20 protein-coding genes are annotated in these 20,838 nt (G+C 76.2%); 6 read left to right on the forward strand and 14 right to left on the reverse strand.

Annotated elements, in window-relative coordinates; translation table 11 throughout:
• Positions 1 to 40 precede the first annotated feature (40 nt).
• From ACI79U_RS06165 to ACI79U_RS06175, 3 genes are all read left to right on the forward strand, one after another.
• Positions 41 to 1,582: a DUF2252 family protein gene (locus tag ACI79U_RS06165; protein ID WP_457066042.1), complete on the forward strand. Its 1,542-nt coding sequence runs from the start codon at positions 41 to 43 to the stop codon at positions 1,580 to 1,582.
• A gap of 187 nt (positions 1,583 to 1,769) precedes the next feature.
• Positions 1,770 to 2,639, forward strand: a complete 870-nt coding sequence (locus tag ACI79U_RS06170; RefSeq protein ID WP_457066040.1) for a polysaccharide deacetylase family protein — start codon at positions 1,770 to 1,772, stop codon at positions 2,637 to 2,639.
• Positions 2,640 to 2,675: 36 nt separating this feature from the next.
• Positions 2,676 to 4,184 carry a phytoene desaturase family protein gene (locus tag ACI79U_RS06175; protein ID WP_457066038.1) on the forward strand — a complete coding sequence of 503 codons (1,509 nt, stop codon included), beginning with the start codon at positions 2,676 to 2,678 and terminating at the stop codon, positions 4,182 to 4,184.
• Here ACI79U_RS06175 and ACI79U_RS06180 read toward each other — a convergent pair.
• Positions 4,138 to 4,416: a hypothetical protein gene (locus tag ACI79U_RS06180; protein WP_457072612.1), complete on the reverse strand. Its 279-nt coding sequence runs from the start codon at positions 4,414 to 4,416 to the stop codon at positions 4,138 to 4,140. The two genes, ACI79U_RS06175 and ACI79U_RS06180, sit on opposite strands and share 47 nt — an antisense overlap.
• A 131-nt stretch (positions 4,417 to 4,547) precedes the next feature.
• Here ACI79U_RS06180 and ACI79U_RS06185 point away from each other — a divergent pair, with 131 nt between their 5' ends.
• Positions 4,548 to 6,701, forward strand: a complete 2,154-nt coding sequence (locus tag ACI79U_RS06185) for a beta-glucosidase (protein ID WP_457066034.1) — start codon at positions 4,548 to 4,550, stop codon at positions 6,699 to 6,701.
• Between the two features lie 2 nt (positions 6,702 to 6,703).
• Entirely contained in the window at positions 6,704 to 7,306 is a 603-nt protein-coding gene (locus ACI79U_RS06190) for a TetR/AcrR family transcriptional regulator (protein ID WP_457066032.1), read from the forward strand.
• Between the two features lie 106 nt (positions 7,307 to 7,412).
• Here ACI79U_RS06190 and ACI79U_RS06195 read toward each other — a convergent pair whose 3' ends face one another.
• The 10 genes from ACI79U_RS06195 to ACI79U_RS06240 all read right to left on the reverse strand — a co-directional run bounded on the left by ACI79U_RS06195 (position 7,413) and on the right by ACI79U_RS06240 (position 15,793).
• Complete coding sequence (locus ACI79U_RS06195) at positions 7,413 to 8,270, reverse strand: ABC transporter permease (RefSeq protein WP_457066030.1); 858 nt, start codon at positions 8,268 to 8,270, stop codon at positions 7,413 to 7,415.
• Positions 8,267 to 9,193, reverse strand: a complete 927-nt coding sequence (locus ACI79U_RS06200; RefSeq protein ID WP_457066028.1) for an ABC transporter ATP-binding protein — start codon at positions 9,191 to 9,193, stop codon at positions 8,267 to 8,269. Before ACI79U_RS06200 ends, ACI79U_RS06195 begins: the two co-directional genes overlap by 4 nt.
• Before the next feature lie 155 nt (positions 9,194 to 9,348).
• Positions 9,349 to 10,017, reverse strand: coding sequence for a hypothetical protein (locus tag ACI79U_RS06205; RefSeq protein WP_457066026.1), 669 nt, complete (start codon positions 10,015 to 10,017; stop codon positions 9,349 to 9,351).
• Positions 10,014 to 10,598 carry a SigE family RNA polymerase sigma factor gene (locus ACI79U_RS06210; RefSeq protein WP_457066024.1) on the reverse strand — a complete coding sequence of 195 codons (585 nt, stop codon included), beginning with the start codon at positions 10,596 to 10,598 and terminating at the stop codon, positions 10,014 to 10,016. Before ACI79U_RS06210 ends, ACI79U_RS06205 begins: the two co-directional genes overlap by 4 nt.
• Positions 10,599 to 10,709: 111 nt before the next feature.
• Positions 10,710 to 11,411 carry a hypothetical protein gene (locus tag ACI79U_RS06215; protein WP_457066022.1) on the reverse strand — a complete coding sequence of 234 codons (702 nt, stop codon included), beginning with the start codon at positions 11,409 to 11,411 and terminating at the stop codon, positions 10,710 to 10,712.
• Positions 11,412 to 11,487: 76 nt separating this feature from the next.
• A complete protein-coding gene (locus ACI79U_RS06220; RefSeq protein WP_457066020.1) occupies positions 11,488 to 12,963 on the reverse strand; it encodes a hypothetical protein in 1,476 nt (491 codons plus the stop codon).
• Positions 12,964 to 13,022: 59 nt separating this feature from the next.
• Complete coding sequence (locus tag ACI79U_RS06225) at positions 13,023 to 13,199, reverse strand: antitoxin (RefSeq protein ID WP_457066018.1); 177 nt, start codon at positions 13,197 to 13,199, stop codon at positions 13,023 to 13,025.
• 122 nt (positions 13,200 to 13,321) lie between these two features.
• On the reverse strand, positions 13,322 to 14,836 hold the full coding sequence (locus ACI79U_RS06230; protein WP_457066016.1) for a leucyl aminopeptidase family protein: 1,515 nt from the start codon (positions 14,834 to 14,836) through the stop codon (positions 13,322 to 13,324).
• Positions 14,837 to 14,940: 104 nt separating this feature from the next.
• The gene (locus ACI79U_RS06235) at positions 14,941 to 15,108 is read right to left on the reverse strand and encodes a DUF3117 domain-containing protein (RefSeq protein ID WP_457066014.1); all 168 of its coding nucleotides are present in this window, start codon (positions 15,106 to 15,108) and stop codon (positions 14,941 to 14,943) included.
• 124 nt (positions 15,109 to 15,232) lie between these two features.
• A complete protein-coding gene (locus tag ACI79U_RS06240) occupies positions 15,233 to 15,793 on the reverse strand; it encodes a DNA-3-methyladenine glycosylase I (RefSeq protein WP_457066012.1) in 561 nt (186 codons plus the stop codon).
• 26 nt (positions 15,794 to 15,819) lie between these two features.
• Between ACI79U_RS06240 and ACI79U_RS06245 the strand changes: the two genes are divergently transcribed.
• Positions 15,820 to 16,878, forward strand: coding sequence for an NAD-dependent epimerase/dehydratase family protein (locus ACI79U_RS06245; RefSeq protein ID WP_457066010.1), 1,059 nt, complete (start codon positions 15,820 to 15,822; stop codon positions 16,876 to 16,878).
• A 44-nt stretch (positions 16,879 to 16,922) separates the two neighbouring features.
• Here the strand turns inward: ACI79U_RS06245 and ACI79U_RS06250 are convergent, their stop codons facing one another.
• The 3 genes from ACI79U_RS06250 to ACI79U_RS06260 form a co-directional block, all read right to left on the reverse strand.
• Positions 16,923 to 18,455 (reverse strand): carboxylesterase/lipase family protein, encoded by a 1,533-nt coding sequence (locus ACI79U_RS06250; RefSeq protein WP_457066008.1) that lies wholly within the window; start codon positions 18,453 to 18,455, stop codon positions 16,923 to 16,925.
• 22 nt (positions 18,456 to 18,477) lie between these two features.
• Positions 18,478 to 19,383, reverse strand: a complete 906-nt coding sequence (locus tag ACI79U_RS06255; protein WP_457066006.1) for a DMT family transporter — start codon at positions 19,381 to 19,383, stop codon at positions 18,478 to 18,480.
• A gap of 64 nt (positions 19,384 to 19,447) precedes the next feature.
• Entirely contained in the window at positions 19,448 to 20,809 is a 1,362-nt protein-coding gene (locus tag ACI79U_RS06260) for a hypothetical protein (RefSeq protein WP_457066004.1), read from the reverse strand.
• Between the last annotated feature and the right edge of the window lie 29 nt (positions 20,810 to 20,838).

The following is a 20,838-nucleotide window of genomic DNA, read 5'->3' on the forward strand; positions in this document are numbered from 1 at the left end:
GGCGTTTGAGGCCGGGGAGGTGACCGGGTACGCGCAGGTCATGGACACAGACCTCGAGTCCGCCAGCCGCAGCGACCTGCTCCGACTCGCGCGGGAGCAGGACGTACCCGGACGCTCGTCGATGAGCAAGCAGGAGCTGCTCGGCCACCTGCGGCCCCCGCCCGTCGGGGAGGCCGACGACGCCCCCGACGGCGAGGCGACGACGGTGCGCGGCGACAGCGGGCGCGAGATCCAGTCCCGAGTCGATGCCTTCCGCCTGCTGGCCGAGGCCCGGGCGCGCGGCGAGATGGTGCTCATCCCGCGGATGCTCGCCGGCAACGACCGTCGGGTGCACGTCCGGGAGACCGTGCGGGAGGACCACGAGCAGCGGATCGCCACCGGCGACCTGGAGGCCCGGGACAAGTTCGACAAGCTCGCCGGTTCGGTCTTCCACTTCTTCCGCGGTACCAACCTGCTCTTCTACCGAGACCTGGTCGGCGAGGACGCCCGGATGCCCACGGTGCTGGCCCTGGGCGACGTCCACCCCGGCAACTTCGGGGTGATGCCCAGCGCCGACAACGTGCCGATCTTCGGCGTCAACGACTTCGACGACGCCTACTACGCGCCGTTCACCTGGGATCTCAAGCGCGGTGCCGTCGGGTTCATGCTCGGCGCGGAGGAGAAGAGCGGCAAGAGCCGGAAGAAGCAGCGCGCCATCGCCCGTCGGTTCGTCCGCGGCTACGTCGCCGGGATCGCCTCGTACGCCGCCGACGGCGGGGAGCAGACCGAGCAGCTCCGGCTTGACAACGCCCCGCCGCTGATCGCCGACCTGATCTCCGAGACGCTGGAGACCAGCCGGGCCGAGTGGCTGGGCGACCTGCTGGACGAGACCCGCCGCGGCTTCCGCACCGACGAGGAGCTGGTGCCGGTCCGCAGCCGCCGCGAGGAGTTCCAGGGCATCGTCGACCGCTACGTCGCGGAGAACGAGGTGCAGGTGCCCGAGCGCGCCGGGCGGATGCGGGTGAAGGACGTCGCCGAGCGCCGCGGCGCCGGCACCGCCTCGCTGGGCCTGACCCGGTACTACGTGCTGATCGCCGGCGTCCAGGACGACGGCACCGACGACCTCCTGCTGGAGTTCAAGCGCGCCCGCCGATCGGCGCTGGCCGGGCTGGTACCGCCCTCGGGCTACGAGGTCGACAAGCAGGGTGACCGGATCCGGCACGCGCAGCGGGTGCACCTGGTCAACGGCGACGTCTTCTACGGCAGCACCGACATCGACGGCCAGAGCTTCATGGTCCGCGAGCGGGCGCCGTTCCGGGACGACATCAGCCTGGACGAGCTGTCCACGAGCGAGTGGAAGGAGTACGCGGAGATCTGCGGCCGGGTGCTGGCCCACACGCACGCGATGTCCGACGAGACCGGCAACGTCGACTACGACGTCGAGCCGGCGATCCTGGAGGCCATCGGCGGGCGCGACCTGTTCGTCGACGACGTCCTGCGCTTCGCCGAGGAGGCCGCCGACCGGGTCCGCCGCGACCACGAGCACTTCGTCGCCGACCACGAGCTGGGCGCCTTCCGCACCGTCGACGTCGTCTACCGCTGACCCACGGGCGCCGGCGGTCGAGCCGGTGCTGCGACCGTTGAGCCGCGCCCTGACGCGGCTCAACGGTCGGCCGGGCGGCCCGATCCCGACGAGCCGAGCCCCCCTGTCGCTGTGTCGACATGGCGACATGGCGACTCCCGGGCGCGGGTCGTTGCCTCCACCACCCGCCGGGCAGCAAGCTCACCGGGTGCACAGACGACACTTCCTCGCCGCCGGAGCCGCGCTCGCCCTCGCCGGGTGCAGCTCCGGGCCGGCGCGGCGCGCGGACGGGCCGACGACGTCGCCGGCCCGGTCGACCCCGTCGTCGGAGCCCTCGGCCGACCCCACCCCGACCGAGGAGCCACCACCCACCCCGGGAACGGCGGCGGAGATCCTGGCCCGCTCCACCGTCCCGGTGCTCTGCTACCACCAGCTGCGCGAGCACCAGGCCGAGGACAGCGCCTACGCCCGCACCATGATCACCCCGCCCGCGGTCCTCACCGCCCAGCTCCAGGCGCTCCGCGACGGCGGGTACACCCCGGTGACCGGCCCGGCGCTCGTCGACCACCTGCAGTTCGGCACCGGCCTGCCCGAGCGCCCGGTGCTGCTCACCTTCGACGACGGCTCCGCCACCCACGCCACCGTCGGGCTCCCGGCGCTGAGCCAGTTCGGCTACCCCGCCACCTTCTTCCCGATGACGGTGGTGCTGGACAAGCCCAACTGGCTCAGCAACGACCAGCTGCGCGAGCTCGACGCGGCCGGCATGACGATCGGCGCGCACAGCTGGGACCACCAGCGGATGGACCGCATCTCCGGCGACCAGTGGGCCGAGCAGGTGGACCAGCCCCGCCAGACCCTGGCCGACGTCCTCGGCCACCCGGTCGACCTGCTCGCCTACCCGCACGGGGTGTGGAACCAGGACACCCTGGACCACGCCGCGTCGGCGGGCTACCGGGCCGCGTTCCAGCTGTCCGACCCGACCGATCCCGCCCAGCCGCTGCTCACCATCCGCCGGATCATGCCGCCGCCCACCTGGGACGGCGCCACCCTGCTGGCCCACCTGGAGTCCGACTTCTGACCATCGGCCACCCGGCCCGGCGGCTACCGTGGGCGCGTGGCCCGGGTGGTGGTGATCGGCGCCGGGCTCGGCGGGCTGGCGGCCGCGGCCCGGCTCGCCGCGGCCGGCCACGCGGTCACCGTGCTGGAGCAGTCCCCGGTGGTCGGCGGCAAGCTCGGCTGGTTCGAGCGGGACGGGCACGGCTTCGACACCGGCCCCAGCCTGGTCACCCTCCCCCAGGTCTTCCGCGACCTGTTCACCGCCACCGGCGCCCCGCTCGACGACGTGCTGGAGCTCCAGCGGCTGGACCCGGCCGTCGCCTACCGCTTCGCCGACGGGACGACCGTCGACGTCCCGGGCAACCGCGAGCAGGTCCCCGACGCGCTCGACGCCGCCCTCGGCGCCGGCACCGGCGCCCAGTGGGCCGCCCTGCTGGACCGGGCCGAGGCGATGTGGCGGGCCACCGAGCAGCCGTTCCTGCGCTCCCCGCTGGCCGGGGCGGGCACGCTGCTGCGGCTGGCCGGGAACGTCGCCGACCTGCGCACCATCGCCCCCGGCCGCACGCTGCGCGGGCTGGGCGGCCGGTACCTGACCGACCCGCGGCTGCGGATGCTGCTGGACCGCTACGCCACCTACTCCGGCTCCGACCCCCGCCGGGCCCCCGCGGCGCTGCTCACCGTCCCCTACGCGGAGCAGGCCTTCGGCTCCTGGTACGTGCCCGGCGGGCTGCGCCGGCTGGTCGACGCGGTCGCGCAGCGGGCCGTCGAGCGGGGCGCGGTGGTGCGCACCGACGCCCCCGTCACCGAGGTCCTCGTCGAGGGCGGCCGGGCGGCCGGCGTGCGCCTGCCCGACGGCGAGCGGGTGCCGGCCGACGTGGTGGTCAGCAACGCCGACGCGACGGCGCTGTACCGCGGGCTGCTGCCCGCCACCGCCCCGGCCCGCGGCCCCCGGGCCGCGCTGCGCCGGGTCACACCGTCGTCGTCCGGGCTGGTGCTGCTGCTCGCGCTGCGCGGGCGCACCCCCGGGCTGGCCCACCACACGGTGCTCTTCCCGGCCGACTACGACGCCGAGTTCGACGCGCTGTTCGGGGGGCGGGGCAGGCGCAGGAAGAGCCCGAAGCGGCCGGTCGAGGACCCGACCGTCTACGTCAGCGCACCCGACGACCCGGCCACCCGGCCCGATGCCGACAGCGAGTCGTGGTTCGTGCTGGTCAACGCGCCCCGACACGAACCGGGTGCCGGCGTCGACTGGACCGCCCCCGGACTCGCCGACGCCCAGGCCGACCGGGTGCTCGACGTGCTGGCCGCCCGCGGGCTCGACGTGCGCGACCGGGTGCGCTGGCGGGTGGTGCGCACCCCGGCCGACCTGGAACGGGAGACCGCCAGCCCCGGCGGGTCGATCTACGGGACGTCGAGCAACGGCGCGCGGGCGGCGTTCCTGCGCCCGGGCAACGCCTCCCCCGTGCCGGGGTTGTTCCTGGTCGGCGGCTCGGCGCACCCCGGCGGCGGGCTGCCGCTGGTCACCCTCTCCGCGGAGATCGTCGCCGGGCTGGTGGGCCCGCCGTGAGCTCGACCTCCGGCCGGAGGCGGTCCAGCACCCGGAGCAGCCACCACCCGTAGGCGACCAGTCCCACGGCCAGGGCCAGCCGGACGCCGAAGGGCAGGTTCCCGGGGCCGGCCAGCTGGATGGAGCCGGTGAGCGCGTGCAGCAGCACCAGCGGCCAGACCGTGCCCAGGTGCCCGCGCAGCCCCGCCGGGCAGAAGCCGTAGCAGCCCGCCGAGACCACCACGGTGAGCACGTCGTCCCACGGCCGGCAGCCTCCCGCGCCCGTCCGGGCGCCGTCCAGGCCCCCTCCCCGCCCCGCGCGAACCTGGCGTACGGCGGCTAGGGTCCGCACTACCTACAAGGCACTAGGTAAGCGAGGACGCCGTGAGCACCGACGCCCAGCCCACCCCCTTCGATCGGGCCGTCGCCGCCGTCCGCGGCGGGGCCGACGTCCAGGCCGAGGCCCGGCAGCTGTTCGACCAGCTGACCCCGGACGAGCGGCTGGGCCTGCTCGACGGCGACTGGGAGTTCTGGGACGGCTTCCTGGCGATGCTGACCGGCGGCTACAACACCGTGCCGATCCCGCACGGCGCCGTCGCCCGGCTGGGCATCCCCGGCACCCAGTTCGTCGACGGACCCCGCGGCTGCGTCTCCGGCAACGGCACCGCCTTCCCCGTCTCCATGGCCCGCGGCGCCACCTGGGACCCCGAGCTCGAGGAGCGGGTCGGTGCGGTGATCGGCCGCGAGGTGCGCGCCGTCGGCGGCAACTTCTTCGGCGGCGTCTGCATCAACCTGCTGCGCCACCCCGCCTGGGGCCGGGCGCAGGAGACCTACGGCGACGACCCGTTCCACCTCGGCGAGATGGGTGCGGCGCTGGTCCGCGGCACCCAGCGGTACGTGATGGCCTGCGCCAAGCACTACGCGCTGAACTCGATGGAGAACGCCCGCTTCACCGTCGACGTTACCATCGACGAGGCCACCCTGCAGGACGTCTACCTGCCGCACTTCAAGCGCACCGTCGACGAGGGCGTGGCCGCGATCATGAGTGCCTACAACTCGGTCAACGGCGAGTGGGCCGGGCAGAACCGGCACCTGCTCACCGAGGTGCTGCGCGACCAGTGGGGCTGGGACGGGATCACCGTCAGCGACTTCATCTGGGGTCTGCGCGACGCCGGTGCGTCGCTGGAGGCCGGGCTCGACCTGGAGGAGCCGTTCCGCCAGCAGCGCGCCCAGCACCTGCCCGGCCGGCTCGAGGACGGCAGCACGAGCTGGGCGGCGGTCGAGCGGTCCGGCGTCCGGATGATCGCGGCGATGCTGCGCTCGTACGCCGCCCGCGAGGACGGCGAGTTCGGCCCCGGGCTGATGGCCGACGACGACGCCCGCGCACTCGCCCGCGAGGTCGCCGCCCGCGCCATGGTGCTGCTGCGCAACGAGCCGGTCGACGGCGCCCCGGTGCTGCCGCTGGACCCCGCGACGGTGTCCTCGGTCGCGGTCGTCGGCCGGCTGGCGACCGAGGTCAACCAGGGCGACCACGGCTCCTCCGACGTCCGCCCGCCCAGCAGCACCACCCCGCTGGAGGGCATCACCGCGGCCTTCCCCGGCGCCCGCATCACCCTGGTCGGCGACGACGACCCGGCGGCCGCGGCCGAGGCGGCGCGGCAGGCCGACGTGGCGATCGTGATCGCCGGGTTCACCGCCGAGGACGAGGGCGAGTACGTCGGCTCGGACACGATGAACAACCCGGACCTGCTGGCGCTGTACCCGCCGCGGCCGGACGGCGTGCGGGCCACCGGCGACGAGGTGGTGATGACCGCCGGCGAGGGGTTCGGCGGTGACCGCGACTCGCTGCGGCTGCGGCCGGAGCACGAGGCCCTCATCCGGGCGACGGCGGCGGCCAACCCGCGCACCGTCGTCGCGATGGTCGCCGCCGGGCCCGTGCTCACCGAGACGTGGCGGCACGAGGTGCCGGCGATCCTGCTGCAGTGGTACGCCGGCATGGAGGGCGGCCCCGCCCTGGGCGACGTGCTCACCGGCGCCGCCGAGCCGGCCGGCCGGCTGCCGTTCAGCGTGCCGACCAGCGAGGAGCACCTGCCCGCCTTCGACCGGGACGCCACCGCCATCACCTACGACCGCTGGCACGGCCAGCGGCTGCTGGACCGGCTCGGCGTCGAGGCCGCGTACCCGCACGGCTTCGGGCTGTCCTACACGTCGTTCACCATCGGCGACGTGACGGCGGACGGCTCGACGGTCACCGCGACGGTGACCAACACCGGCAGCCGCGACGGCCGGCACGTCGTGCAGGTCTACGGCCGCACCGGCACCGGCGGCTACCCGGGCGAGCGGATGCTGGTCGGCTTCCGCAGCGTCGCCGTCCCCGCCGGGGAGTCGGTCACCGTCGAGGTGCCGGTGAGCCGGCTGGCGCTGGCCCGCTGGGACGACGAGCGGCACGAGCGGGTGCTGCCCGAGATCACCGACGTCGAGCTGCAGGTCGGCGCGCACGCCACCGACCCCCGGGCGGTCAGCCTGCGGCTGGGCTGACCGTGCGGGAGGCCAAGGCCCGCGGTCCCGGCAGCCGGTGGACGCCGGAGCAGCGCCGGCGGCAGATCGTCGACGAGGCCACCCGGATCGTCGGGCAGCGCGGCTACTACGGGTTCAGCGTGGCCGCCGTCGCCGAGGCCTGCGGGCTGACCGTCGCCGGGCTGCTGCACCACGTCGGCTCCAAGGACGGGCTGCTCGTGGCGCTGCTGGAGGACCGGGACCGCCGGGACGCCGCCGCCGTCGCCGGGGAGCTCGGCGCCGGGCTGGACGACCTGGACGGCTCCTCGCCGGCCGAGACGCGGGCGGTGCTGCGGGCGATCGTCGTCCGCAACACCACCCAGCCGGAGATCGTGCGGCTGTACTCCATGCTGCGCACCGAGTCGCTGTACGAGGGGCACCCCGCGCACGGGTACTTCCGCGACCGGGACGCCCGGGTGCTGGCCACCTTCACCCGGCTGCTCACCGGGCACGTCGAGCACCCCGGCTCCACCGCCCGCCAGCTGCTCGCGGTGATGGGTGGCCTGGAGGAGCAGTGGCTGCGCGCCCCGGACGAGGTGGACCTGGTGTGCGAATGGGACCGCGCCGTCACCCGGCTGTTCCCCTGAACGCGGCAGTACCCGGAGCCTCGCAGAGGCCCCGGGTACTGCCGTCGGCCCCCGTGCAGGGTCCCGCCGCGAGCGTGCGAGTGGCGGGGGGCACGGGGGTCCTTCCTCAGGCGTCGCGGCGGCGCAGGACGAGGTAGCCGGCCGCCAGGATCGCCAGCGCCTCCGCGGCGAAGACCGCGAACCCGGTCCACGGGGCGAGGACGGCGCCGCCGGTGAAGGGCACCACCTGCGCGACCGAGCCACCGGCGTTGCCGGGCATCAGCTTGGCCACCCACTCGCCCCAGGTGCCGGGCAGCGCGTAGGCCAGGTTCCCGACGATCAGCACCAGGGCGATGCCCACGGTCAGTGCCGCGCCGGTGTTCCGGATGAGGAAGCCGGCGCCGAGGGCGAGCACGCCCAGGCCGGCGAGGTAGAGCCCGTTGCCGATGAGGGCACGCAGCACCCCGTCATCGGACAGCGCCAGGCCCACGCCCTCCCGGTCGAGGAACCAGTTGCCACCCAGGTAGCCCACGAACGCGGTGACGACACCGGCGACGAACAGCACCCCGGTGAGGACCAGCGCCTTCGCCGCCACCACCCGTCCACGGCGGGGCACTGCCGTCATCGTCGCCCGGATCATCCCGGTGCCGTACTCGCTGGTGACCACCAGCGTGCCCAGCGCGATCGCGGTGAGCTGGGAGAAGAGCAGTCCCCAGGTGATGAAGGACGCCGGGGACTCCCCCGTGTCGCCGGCGGCGAGGTCCGCGGCCACCGCCCAGCAGATCAGCGTGGTGAACCCGGCGCCGAGTGCGAACAGCAGCCCCAGCGACCAGCGGGTGGAGCGGACGGACCAGAACTTGAGCCACTCGGCGTGCAGCGCCGCACCGAAGCCGGGGTCACGGCGACCGGGCACGTGCCGGTCGGGGTCGAGGGAGACGACATCCCCCGTCGGCGGGCGGTCGATCGTGGTCGAGGTCTGGCTCATCGCACTGCTCCTGCGGTCGCGACCGGCCCGGCGGCGTACTCGACGCTGCCGGCGGTGAGGGTCATGAAGGCCTCCTCCAGCGAGGACTGGACGAGGGTCAGCTCGTGCAGGACCAGACCGGCGTCGCCGACCAGGTCCCCGATGCCGGCGGGGTCCAGCCCCTGCACCCGCAGCTCGTCACCGGAGCGCTCGACGTCCAGCCCGGAGCGGCCCAGCAGCTCGGCGACCTCGCCGGGCCGCGGGGCGCGCACCCGCACGTAGGAGGCGGCGTGGTCGGTGATGAACTGCGTCATCGAGCAGTCGGCGATCACCCGGCCGCGGCCGATCACGACGAGGTGGTCGGCGGTCAGCGCCATCTCGCTCATCAGGTGGCTGGAGACCAGCACGGTGCGCCCCTGGCCGGCGAGCTCGCGGGCCAGGTTGCGCACCCAGCGGATGCCCTCGGGGTCCAGGCCGTTGACCGGCTCGTCGAGGACGACGACCGGCGGCTCGCCGAGCAGCGCCACGGCGATGCCCAGCCGCTGCCCCATGCCGAGGGAGAACCGGCCGACCCGCTGCTCGGCGACGTCGCTGAGCCCGACCAGGTCGAGCACCTCGTCGACCCGCTTGACCGGGATGCCGTTGCTGGCGGCCAACCACCGCAGGTGGCTGCGGGCGCTGCGGCCCGGGTGCAGCGCCCGGGCCTCCAGCAGCGCGCCGACCGAGCGGAGCGGGGCGGGGACGTCGGCGTAGCTGCGGCCACCGATGGTGACGCTGCCGCTGGTGGGCCGGTCCAGGCCGACCATCATCCGCATCGTGGTGGACTTGCCGGCCCCGTTCGGGCCGAGGAAGCCGGTGACCCGGCCGGGCTCCACCGTGAAGCTGACGCCGTCGACAGCCGTCCTGGAGCCGTACGTCTTCGTGAGGTCCCGGGCGACGATCATCGCGGGGACCGCGGGTGCTGAGTGCCTGCTGAGGTCATGCCCAGAAGCCTGTCGGCGGGGCCGTTCCCGGTACATCGGGGAGCGCCCTGAACCTGCCCGGACCCGACCCTGAGGGCACCCGGACGGCACGCTCAGGGTCGGTCCCGGGCGGGGAGTCAGCCGACGCCGCGCTCGGCGGCGGTGGTGACGTGCACGCCGGTGGCGAAGTCGGCGGCCTGCTGCGCCGTCCAGCCCAGCGCCGGGGGCACCTGGATGCGCACCGGCTGGCCGGACGCGGGGTCGACGTAGAACAGCGAGAAGTCGAACGGGGCGGCGCTGCCGCCGCGGCCGGCCTCGGTGACCACGCGGCCGATGGTGGACCCGATCGTCACCTCGGTGCCCTCGGCCGGCATCGTCTCGTCCTGCGACATGAGCAGCACGGTGAGCTTCCCGACGTAGCTGTTCGGGTCGGTGCCGGGGACGCCGGACGGCCCGATGGTGAGCGCGTACTCGTCGGCGTCCAGCAGTGCCCAGCCGTCCGGCACCTCGTCGACGGCGTAGCCGGCCAGCTGCTCGCCGGTGTAGTCGACCAGCTGGATCGTGCCCGGCTCCAGCACCCGGTCGACGCCGGGGCCGGCCAGCGGGGCAGCCGGGGTCTCGGTGCTCCCGAGGGCGACAGCGCCCGCGAAGGCGCCGGCCATGACCAGCCCGGCGACCCCACCGCGGCGCAGCCGGCGGCGGTGGGCCGCCCGGCGCCCGCGGATCAGGTCGGCCCGGACGGTGTCGGGGTGGACCGCGGTGTCCACGTCGGCGGTGGCGTCGGTCAGCAGGGCGTGCACGTTCACGGGGCGCTCCAGGTCGTGGCGGGGGTCAGGGCGGAAGCGGGGGCCGGGCGGGACGGCGGGGGCCCGTCCTCCGGTGGGTCCGTCGGCGGGACGGCCAGCGCCCGGCGGAGCTGGTCCAGGCCCCGGGCGGTCTGGCTCTTGACCGTGCCCTGCGAGCAGTTCAGGACGTCGGCGGTCTCGGCGACGCTCAGCTCGTGCAGGTGCCGGAAGACGACGGCGGCCCGCATCCGCGGGGGCAGCTGCTCCAGCGCCGGCCGCAGCCGGGCCAGCCGCTCGTCGTCCGGCCCGCCCGCGGCCGGGGCCGGGGCGTCGGGCAGCTCCGCGCGGGGCTGCTCCCGCCGGCGCCAGGGCCGCCGGGTCTCGTCGATGAGGGCGTTGACCAGCACCCGGCGGGCGTAGGCGAACCGGGCCTCGGGGGCCCGCAGCCGCGGCCAGGCCAGGTAGAGCCGGGTGAGGCTCACCTGCACCAGGTCCTCGGCCAGGTGCCGGTCGCCGGCGGCCAGCAGGGTGGCGGTGCGCAGCAGGTCGCCGCGGGAGCCGGCCACGAAGGCGGAGAACGCCTCGTCCCGTTCTCGTCTCACCTGGTGTCCGTTCGGGTGGTGTCCGTTCGGGTGTCCGTTCGGTTCATGCCAGTGAGACGGAACCCGGACCCGCGAGGTTGCACGGTTCCCGAGCGCACCGTTGCGGCCGGCTCAGCCGCTGCTGGAGAAGAACGCGGAGCCGAGCAGCAGGCTGAGCAGGAACGCCCACCCGCCGGTCAGCCGGCGGGCCCCGGGCGGGGGCGCCGGCAGCCCGGGGAACGGTCCGGACAGGGCCAGGAACGCCGGTGGGCCGACCGGGGTCCAGGCCAGCCAGAACCAGGCCCAGCGGGTGGCGCGCGCCGGCACCGGGCCACCGACCAGCACGACCAGCACCCCCGCCGCGCCGAGGAACGCGACCGGCCCGACCCAGGAGGCCACCCGCCAGCCCAGCACCTCCGACCAGGACCACCACTCGGGCTGGGCGACGATGCGCAGCCCCGGGTCGTACCTGCGCAGCTCATCGGCCAGGCCGCCGGTGACCGCCGGGCGGGTGCCGTCCGGCGGCTGCTCCCCCGGGCTCACCTCCCACACCTCGGTGCGGTACGTGACCAGCCCCGGGCGCCACACCGCGGTCTGGACCGTCGAGCCGGTGGACCCCGGCGGCAGGCCCTCGGTCACCCCGACCTCCGCCACCTGCCCGTCGACGATCGCGAGGTGCAGCTGGTCCAACGAGGCCGCCCGCTGGCCGGTGAGCGCGACCGCCACCGCGACCGCCAGCCAGACCACCGCCAGCACCACCCGGAGCGCCGTCCACGGGTCGCGCAGCCAGGCCCGGGGCCGCGCCGGTGCATCGGGCGCGGGGGTCGGCTCCATGGCAGGACCGTAGGGCGCCGGCCCGCCGACGGAATCGGAACACGCTCGGCCGCTCCGCCGGGAACCGTGCCTCGGGTCAACCGCGGGCGCCGGCGACCCCCAGCACCGCGGCCAGCCCGAGGGCGCTGCGCGGGGCGTACGGCGCGCGCCACAGCCCGCCGTGCGCGGCGGCGTACGCCTCGTCCTGCCACGGGTGGGCGTGCGCCGGGCCCCCGCCGGTGTGCAGGTCGTGCACCAGCAGCGCGGCCATCAGCACGTTCGACGTCGCCGGGTCGAACACCTCCACCCCGAAGCGGTGCGCCCCGGCGTAGGCGGCGGCCAGTGCCCGGTTCTTCAGCACCGAGCGGGTGCGCGTCGGGGGCGCGACGTTGAGCGAGACGGTGGCCCCGGCGGCGCGGGCGACGGTCGCCCGCCAGCGCTGCACCCGCTTGGCCAGCGCGTAGTTGGGGCCCTGCTGCGGCACCAGGCTGTCGTTGATCCCCGGGTCGGCACCGGGCAGGTGGTTGCGCTGCAGCAGCCGGCCCGCCGACAGGGTGCGCAGCGGCCGGCCCAGCAGCTTCGCCGCCCGCGACCGGTCGGCGTACGCCGCCACCGACGCCGCCACCGCGTCCCGGGGCACGGCGAAGACGTCGGTGGGAGTGGCCAGGAAGGCCAGCGCGAGGTCGGGACGCCGCTGCTGCAGGCGCACGGTGAGCGCGTCGACCGCGGTCGAGACCCGCACGTTGGTGGCGCCGTCGGCGTAGACGTAGTTGCCGAGCACCAGGCTGCCGGGCAGGCCGAGCAGCCACTCGGCGACCTCGGGCACCTCGGCCACCAGGTCGGCCCCGGCCTCGGCGGCCGGGTCGGCGTGGTCGCGCCGGGCCGGCAGGAGCAGGGTGCCCGCGCTGCGCTGGGCGGTGTCCAGCACCCGCTGCCACAGCTCCACGCGGGGCAGGTCGACAGCGGCCACCTGGGCGCCCCAGCGCAGCAGGGCCGGGAGCGGGCCCATCTCGGCGCCGGCGCCCAGCACGGCGACCGTGCGTCCGTGCAGGGCCAGCCACTCCGGGTGGTCGAGCACCGTGCGCACCGCGTCGGCGCAGCTGGGCTCCACCACCCCACCGCTCACCCAGGCGTCCAGCCGGCGGCGGACGTCGTCCCCGCGCAGCCGCTGCCCGCGCCAGGGCAGGGTCAGCTCACGCTCGGGCTGCGCCTCGCCGCGCACCTCGACGGTGGTCGGCGACCGGCGGGGGGCGGCGGTGCGCAGCGCGCCCAGCTCGGCCTCCCCGTCGGGGCCGGCGACCCGCATCCGGGCGTGCAGGGAGTCCAGGCCGGCCGCGGCGACGGTGCGCGCCGCCGCGGGCGAGGCCAGACCCGCCTCCACCGTGCGCCGCACGTGCGCCAGGTAGCCGGCCCGCCAGTTCGTCTCGTGCTCGGCGGCGCGCGCCCCGGTCGGGTCGACGGGGCGCAGCGCGTCGGCGATCACCGCCCGGCCGACCGCGGCCGTGCTGCGCCGCCCGTCCGGGCCGGCCGGGAAGACGACGCCGCGCTGGTCCTGGTCACCGACAGGGGTCATCCGCCGATCCTGCCCGACCGGACGGGGCCGGCGCCCGGTGGAGGCGCCGGCCCGGGAGATCAGCTCCCGTCGCCGGGCTGGCCGATCCGGTCGTCGGCGAAGTCGCGGCCCTTGTCGATCTGCGAGTCGTGCGTGCCGCCGGTCTTCTGGTCGGCGAACTGCCCGCCCTTGTCCAGGCCCTTGTCGCTGACCTGCTCGCCCTTGTCGCTGTTCAGCGCGCCCTTGGCCTTGTCCATCATGCCCATGGTGTTCCCCCTCGGATCAGGCCGCGCCAGGCAACGCGGCGTCGGGGACTGCCATGCCCGGGACACGCCCCGGGAACACCTCATCGGTCCCGGGCAACCCGGTCCCGGACGACTCAGTTCCCGCCCGGGCCCACCGGCGCCCCCGCGGCCAGCCAGCGCAGCAGGGTGCGGACGGCGAACCCGGTGCCGCCCTTGACCACCTCGGCGGTGTCGCTGCCGGCGCGGGCCGGGCCGGCGACGTCCAGGTGCGCCCAGGGCAGGCCGCCGGTGAACGGCTGCAGGAACAGCGCCGCCGTCGTCGACCCCGGGTTGCCCGGCGCGTTGTTGGCGTCGGCGACGTCGGAGTCCAGCTGGGCGCGCAGGTGCGCGACGTGCTCCTCGGCCAGCGGCATCCGCCAGAACGACTCCCCGGCGTGTCCGGCGGCGGTCAGCAGCGCGTCGGCCAGCCCGTCGTCGGTGGCGTAGAGCCCCGCGGTGCGGGCGCCCAGCGCCGTCTTCATCGCACCGGTCAGCGTGGCGACGTCGACCAGGACCGTGGCGCCGAGCTCGGCGCGCGCGTGGGCCAGGGCGTCGGCGAGCACCAGCCGGCCCTCGGCGTCGGTGTTGCGCACCTCGGTGGTGCGCCCACCCACGTGCCGGATGACGTCGGCCGGGCGGTAGGCCGAGCCGGAGACCGCGTTCTCGGCGAGCGCGACCACCGCGGTGACCGCGACCGGCAGCTCCAGCCGGGCGGCTGCGTCGACGGCGGCGAGCACCGCGGCGGCGCCGGCCATGTCGGTCTTCATCTCCCGCATCCCGGCGGTGGTCTTGATCGACAGGCCGCCGGTGTCGAAGGTGATGCCCTTGCCGACCAGCACCGGGCGCCCCTCCCCCGCGCCGGGCGGCGCGTACCGGACGACGACCACCCGCGGCGGGGACGCGGAGCCACCGCCCACGGCGAGCACGCCGCCGAAGCCGCCGGCACGCAGCTGGTCGGGGCCGAGCACCGTGACCCCGACGTGCGCCAGGCCGGCCAGCCGGGTGCGGACCTGGTCGGTGAGCCAGGCGGGGGTCTTGGTGTCGCTGGGGGTGTTCACCAGGTCGCGGGCCCAGGCGACGGCGTCGGCGGCGACCGAGCCGGCCAGCTCCCCGGCGGCCACGGCCGGGTCGTCGGCGTCGGCGGCCACCACGGCGACCTCGGCCAGCCGGGGCGGGTGCGGGGCGGACGAAGTGCGGAAGCGGTACCCGGCCAGCACCACGGCCTCGACGGCGGCGCGCACCTCCTCGGCGCCGGCCGGGCCGGCGGCGGAGTCCAGCGGCAGCACCAGCCGGCGGGCGCCGTGCTCGGCGAGGGTCTGCGCGCGGCGCACCGCGACGCCCACGTAGCTGCGCAGCTCCGGGACGGTGCCGTCCCCGACGCCGACCGCGACCACGCTGCGCGGCCGCCGGCCCGGCACCGGCAGGTTGGTGATCCCGCCGGGCCGGCCGCCGTTGCCGGTGTCGGCCAGCGCGCCGGCCAGGAAGTCCGGGTCGATCACGGCCGGCTGACCGGCGTCCGGGCCGGTCAGCCAGGGCGGCAGGGCCCCCTGCGCGCCGACCGGCACCGCCAGCACGTCGTCGGGGCCGAGCGGGGGCAGCGTGGGCAGCACGGTGACCTGCGGGAACGGCGCGACCCCGGTCGCCGGCGTGGTGCCGGCGGCCGGGGCCGCGTCGTCGCCCGCGGGGCTGCCCGGGGGCAGGCTCGCGGCGGTGTTCAGCTGATCGCGCCCTTCAGGGCCTCGGAGAGGGCGCTCGCCTCGTCGGGGGTCAACTCGACGACGAGCCGGCCGCCACCCTCCAGCGGGACGCGCATGACCAGGCCGCGGCCCTCCTTGGTGACCTCGAGGGGACCCTCACCCGTGCGCGGCTTCATGGCCGCCATGCGTGCCTCCTTCGCCCGCCACCCGTGACCGGATGGTCGCGGTGTGGCACCTGTTGTGCAGAGAACCGGGTCCCATGATCCCGTATGGGGGGCGGATCGACCAACCCGGACCCTCCGGCGTGGCTCAGACGGGTCGGGCGGGACCGGCCCGGAAACACGTCGCGACGTGGTCGTCGACCATCCCGGTGGCCTGCATCAGCGCGTAGCCGGTGATCGGCCCGACGAAGCGGAAGCCGCGCCGCTTGAGCTCCTTGGCCATCGCCACCGACTCCGCCGAGGTGGCCGGCACGTCGGCGAGCGTGCGCGGCCGGGCCCGCGGCCCGGTCGGCGCGAAGGACCACAGCAACGCCGAGAGGCCCTCGGGGACCGTCAGCGCGGCCCGGGCGTTGGCGATCGCGGCGGTGACCTTCGCGTGGTTGCGGACGATCCCGGCATCGGCCATCAGCCGCGCCACGTCGTCGTCGGTGAACTCCGCGACCGCCGCGATCCGGAAGCCGGCGAACGCGGCCCGGAACGCCGGGCGCTTGCGCAGGATGGTGATCCAGGACAGCCCCGACTGGAAGGCCTCCAGGGTCAGCCGCTCGTAGAGGGCGTCGTCCCCCCGCAGCGGCACCCCCCACTCCTCGTCGTGGTACCGGACGTACTCGGGGGCACTGATGGCCCAGTCGCATCTCGGGCGGTCCACGGTCGACGACGTTAGCGTTCCCCGTCGTGCGCATCCTGATCACCGGAGGGGCGGGCTTCATCGGCTCCCACGTCGTCGCCGCCTGCCGGCAGGCCGGGCACGCGGTGCGGGTGCTCGACGCCCTGCTGCCCGCGGTCCACCCGGCCTATCCCGAGGGCGTGCCCGGGCTGGACGGCGTGGAGCTGCTGCACGGCGACGTCCGGGACGCCGCGACCGTCGACCGCGCGCTGGCCGGGGTGGACGCCGTCTGCCACCAGGCGGCGATGGTCGGCCTCGGCGTCGACGTGCAGGACATGCCCGACTACGCCGGGATCAACGACCTGGGCACGGCGGTGCTGCTGGCCGCGATGGCGCGCGCCGACGTCGGCCGGCTGGTGCTGGCCAGCTCGATGGTGGTCTACGGCGAGGGCCGCTACGAGTGCCCCGAGCACGGCGTCGTCCCCGCGGCGCCGCGCCGCCGGGCCGACCTGGACGCCGGCCGCTTCGAGCCGCCGTGCCCGGCCTGCGGGCGGCAGCTGAGCTGGGGCGAGGTCGGGGAGGACACCCCGGCCGACCCGCGCAACACCTACGCGGCGACCAAGCTGGCCCAGGAGCACCTGGCGTCGGCGTGGGCCCGCTCGACCGGCGGCGGCGCGATCGCGCTGCGGTACCACAACGTCTACGGCCCGCAGATGCCCCGGGACACCCCCTACGCCGGCGTCGCCTCGATCTTCCGGTCGGCGCTGGAGGGTGGCCGCGCGCCGCGGGTGTTCGAGGACGGCGGCCAGATGCGCGACTTCGTGCACGTCACCGACGTCGCCCGGGCCAACCTGCGGGCGCTGGAGACCGAGGCCCCCGACGCCGCGCTGCGGGCGTACAACGTGGCGTCGGGCGTGCCGCACAGCGTGGGCGACATGGCGGCCGCGCTGGCCGAGGCGTTCGGCGGCCCGGCGCCGGAGGTCACCGGCGAGTACCGGATCGGCGACGTCCGGCACGTGGTGGCCTCCCCCGCGCGGGCCGGGCACGAGCTCGGCTTCTCCGCGCGGGTGACCTTCGCCGACGGCATGCGCGAGTTCGCCACCGCCCCCCTGCGCCCCGCCCCCTGACCCCCGCTCTTCGCCGAAGTGGCCACTTCGGTGCAGAGCGAGGGTCAGCCGCGCAGGTCGAGCACCTCGATCGGCGCGCCCCGCCACAGCGTGCGGGTGGCCTGCTCCGGGTAGGGCCGCACGCCACCCCGCTCGCCGGCGTCGAACACCCGGGTGAGCGCCCCCTTCTCCTCGTACGCCGGCCAGCCGGGGTCGCCGTCGCGGGCGAAGGCGGTCCAGGCCCCCTGCAGCTGCGCGGAGACCTCGCCGGCCTCGGCCGGCGGCGGGCTGCCCAGCAGCTGCACCCCGAGCCCGACGTCCAGCCCGCCGAACACCAGCGGGACGTCGAGGGCGTGGCAGGCACCCAGCACCCCGCCGCCGCCCGGCGCGGGCCAGGTGAGCTCGTACAGGTGGGCCCGGCCACCGCCCGCGGTGTGCGCCCGGGCCAGGTCCAGGCTGGGCACCCGGAACATCCGGTCGGAGTGCGCCAGGACGAACAGCTCCTCGGGCCCGGCCTCCGGGTAGGCCGCCCGCATCCGGGTCTCCGGGGTCGGGCCGGGGCCGAAGACCCGCATCGCGGTGGCGGCCATCTCCTCGGTGACCGCGCCGACCTGACCGCCCAGCGCCAGGAACAGCCGCCACTCGTCCCGGTTGTGCCCGACCACCAGCGGCACGTCGCGGGCGGCGCCGGCGGTCAGGCCGGTCCACGGGTCGGTGGGCAGCACCTGGCCGTCGACCACCGGGGAGAACGGCGTCGGGGTGTGCGCCACCAGGCCCCAACGGTCCAGCTCCGGCAGCCGGCGGTCCAGCTGGGCCAGCGCGTCCACCAGCCGCTGCGGCGGGACGTCGGCGAGCGCGGCGGCCGAGCCCGGCAGGTCCAGCGGCGCGACCAGCTCGGCGGTCACGTCGCGGGCCAGCTCCGGGGTGAACCAGGTGCCCGGCACGCTTTGCAGCACCGCCCGGGAGAACAGGCCGGTGACCGTGGGCATCACCAGCAGCCCGGCGATGATCCCCGCGCCGGCCGACTCCCCGAACAGCGTCACCTGCGCCGGGTCCCCACCGAAGGCCGCGATCTCCTCCTGCACCCAGCGCAGCGTCGCCGCCACGTCGAGCAGCGCCCGGTTCGCCGGTGCACCGTCGAGCTCCGCCCAGCCCTCCACCCCCACCCGGTGGTTGGCGGTGACCACCACCGCGCCGGTGCGGGCGAGGGCCCCGCCGTCGTAGTCGGGCGCGTCCGCGCTGCCCAGCCGGTAGGCGCCGCCGTAGACCCACACCAGCACCGGCAGCCCGGTGGCGCCGGGGTCCGGCGTCCAGACGTTGAGGGTCAGCCAGTCGGTCGGGTCGTGGCGCACCGGCCCGGTGGGCGGCGGCACCGGGGGCGGCGGGCCCATCGGCGCCTGCGGCGGCGGGGGCCCGAAGACGTCGGCCTCCCGGACGCCGTCCCACGGCCGGGCCGGTCGGGGCGCCTGGAAGCGCAGCGGGCCCACCGGCGGCGCGGCGAACGGGATGCCGCGGAACACCGCGAGCCCGGCTTCGGTGCGCCCGCGCAGCGCGCCCGCACGGGTGCGGACCACCGGCGACGTCGACGGTTCGGTCATGGCTCTCCTCGGAGGGTGGGGGTCAGGGAACGGCGCTGTCGACCTCGGTGAGTTCCGAGCGGCGCGGGCGGGTGGGGCTGCGGCGAGTGGCGAGCGCGCAGCCGAGCAGCACCAGCGGCAGCCCGACGGCGAGGCCCGGGGTGAACGGCTCGTCGAGCAGCAGCACCCCCAGCAGGACGGCGACCGCCGGGTTCACGAAGGTGATCACCAGGGCCCGCTGCGGGCCGGCCTCGCGGATGAGCGCGAAGAACAACGCCATCGCCAGCGCCGTGCACACCAGCCCGAGCGCGGCCAGCGACACCAGCGCGTCGGCCGGGGCACCGGGCAGCTGCCCCAGCTGCGGCAGCGCGAACGGGGCGTAGACGACCGCGGTGACCGTCAGCGCGATCGAGGCCGCCGCGACGCCGGGGACGTCGGGCAGCGCGCGGCTGACCACCATCGGCGCGGTGGCGTAACCGATCACCACCAGCCCCACGGCGCCGATCGCGGACAGCTGGGCACCGGCGACGTCCAGCCCGAGCAGCGCGGCGATCCCGACGACGCCGATGAGCATGCCGAGCACCCGCACCGGGGAGAGCCGGTCCTCCTCGCCGGCCAGCCGGGCGGCGAGCGCAGCGACGAACGGGACGGCGGCCACCAGCAGCCCGGTGAGCGAGCTCGACAACGACTGCTCGGCCCAGGACAGCAGCAGCCACGGGCCGGTCATCTCCAGCACGGTGAACAGCAGCAGCGCCCGCCAGTGCCGCAGCGCCGGACGCAGCTGACCGCGCGCGATGGTCCAGGGCAGCAGCACCGCGGCGCCGATGACGCAGCGGGCGAAGACCACCAGCACCGGGGAGAACTCACCGACGGCGACCTTGATGAGCAGGTAGGGCGCGCCCCAGATCAGCGACATCGCGACGAACAGCGCCCAGCCCCGCCGGCTCACCGAGCCACCCCCGACGTCCGCACGCGGCCATCCTGGCCCACGCCCCGCGCCGTCGTCAGCACGGTCACCACTCGGTGCGGACGACGACCTCGATCACCAGCGCGAGCACCACCGAGGCAGCGAGCCACCCGCGGCGCTGCCGGGCCGGCAGGAACGCGGTGGCGACCAGCAGCCAGACGTAGAACGGCAGCCAGATCCGCTCGGTCTCCCCGCGCACCAGCCCGGTGGCGTCGGAGACCAGCATCCCGGCGAGCGCGGCCAGCGGAACCAGCGCCAGCCGGTGCCGGCGCAGCGAGGCGAGACCGGCCACCGCGGCCGGGCCGATGGCCAGCGCGGCGGCGGCCAGGTTGCTGAAGAGGAAGAAGGGCAGCGGCCGGTTGGCGTAGGACGGCCCCGAGCGCACCCGGTCACCGGCGGCGCCGAAGCCCTCCAGCCACCAGTAGCCGCCGGCCGCGAACGCGGCGACCACCAGCAGCACGCCGACCGCGCCGACGCCGAGCACCCGGGCCACCCCGGCCCAGCCGAGCCGGCCGCGGTGCACCAGCACGACGACGAGCACGACCAGGCCGAGCGCGGTGAGGCCGAAGGAGAGGAAGAGCGCCAGCCCCATGAGCAGCCCGCCGCCCAGGGCCCGCAGGTCGGCGCCGAGGCCCGGCGCGCGGGCGGCCGCCGTCGCCAGCAGCGCGACCCCCCAGGCGGCCACCCCGGCGAACAGGGCGTCGGCGCTGGTGGCCACCCAGAGCGCGACCGGCGCGAGCACCAGGAACGGCGCGACCACCCGGGCGCTCCCCTCGTCGGCCACCGCCCGCACCGTGACCAGCACCGCGGGGACGGCGAGCGCACCCCCGGCGATGCACAGCGCCGCGGCCCAGCCGAGCCCGCTCAGGCCCAGCCGGTCCAGCAGCACGAAGGCGAGCAGGGCGCCGGGTGGGTGCCCGGCGACGTGGGTGGTCCACGGGTCGGCGGCGTCGGCCGGCACCGAGGCGACGAAGCCGGTGAGGAACTCCCCGATCCCACCGACCCGCGGCACGTCGTTCGGGTACTCGTAGACCGACCCGAGCGGCTCGGTCAGCCGGTGCACCCCGGAGCTCAGCGCGAGCGCGACCGCCCAGCCGGCCGCGGCGAGCGCGGAGGCCGGCAGCAGCAGCCGCCAGCGCAGCCGGGTGGCCAGCGCCGGCCCCCACAGCACCCCGGCCAGCCCGACGGCCACCGGCAGCAGCACCGCCGGGGTGAGCACCGGGTCGAACCCGCCCCGCAGCACCCAGCCGCCGAGCAGGTGCAGGCGCACGCCGTCCTCGGTCAGCCGCCAGCCGATCAGGCCCATGACCACGACGAACACGGCCACTCCGGCGACGGCCAGCGGCGGCACCCACGGCCGGCGCTGCTCACCCGCCGGGGACTCGACCGGAGCGGGCGCCGTCTGCACGGTTCCCGAGCGTAGGCGGACGCCCCGCC

It is taken from the genome of Modestobacter sp. SYSU DS0904, assembly GCF_054051115.1.

Excerpts from the sequence above, each read along its gene's own strand:
- ACI79U_RS06165 (WP_457066042.1), top strand. The coding sequence starts at position 41 with ATGGACACAGACCTCGAGTCCGCCAGCCGCAGCGACCTGCTCCGACTC.
- ACI79U_RS06200 (WP_457066028.1), bottom strand. The coding sequence starts at position 9,193 with ATGATCGTCGCCCGGGACCTCACGAAGACGTACGGCTCCAGGACGGCT.
- ACI79U_RS06235 (WP_457066014.1), bottom strand. The coding sequence starts at position 15,108 with ATGGCGGCCATGAAGCCGCGCACGGGTGAGGGTCCCCTCGAGGTCACC.
- ACI79U_RS06250 (WP_457066008.1), bottom strand. The coding sequence starts at position 18,455 with ATGACCGAACCGTCGACGTCGCCGGTGGTCCGCACCCGTGCGGGCGCG.
- ACI79U_RS06225 (WP_457066018.1), bottom strand. The coding sequence starts at position 13,199 with ATGGACAAGGCCAAGGGCGCGCTGAACAGCGACAAGGGCGAGCAGGTC.
- ACI79U_RS06220 (WP_457066020.1), bottom strand. The coding sequence starts at position 12,963 with ATGACCCCTGTCGGTGACCAGGACCAGCGCGGCGTCGTCTTCCCGGCC.
- ACI79U_RS06215 (WP_457066022.1), bottom strand. The coding sequence starts at position 11,411 with ATGGAGCCGACCCCCGCGCCCGATGCACCGGCGCGGCCCCGGGCCTGG.
- ACI79U_RS06195 (WP_457066030.1), bottom strand. The coding sequence starts at position 8,270 with ATGAGCCAGACCTCGACCACGATCGACCGCCCGCCGACGGGGGATGTC.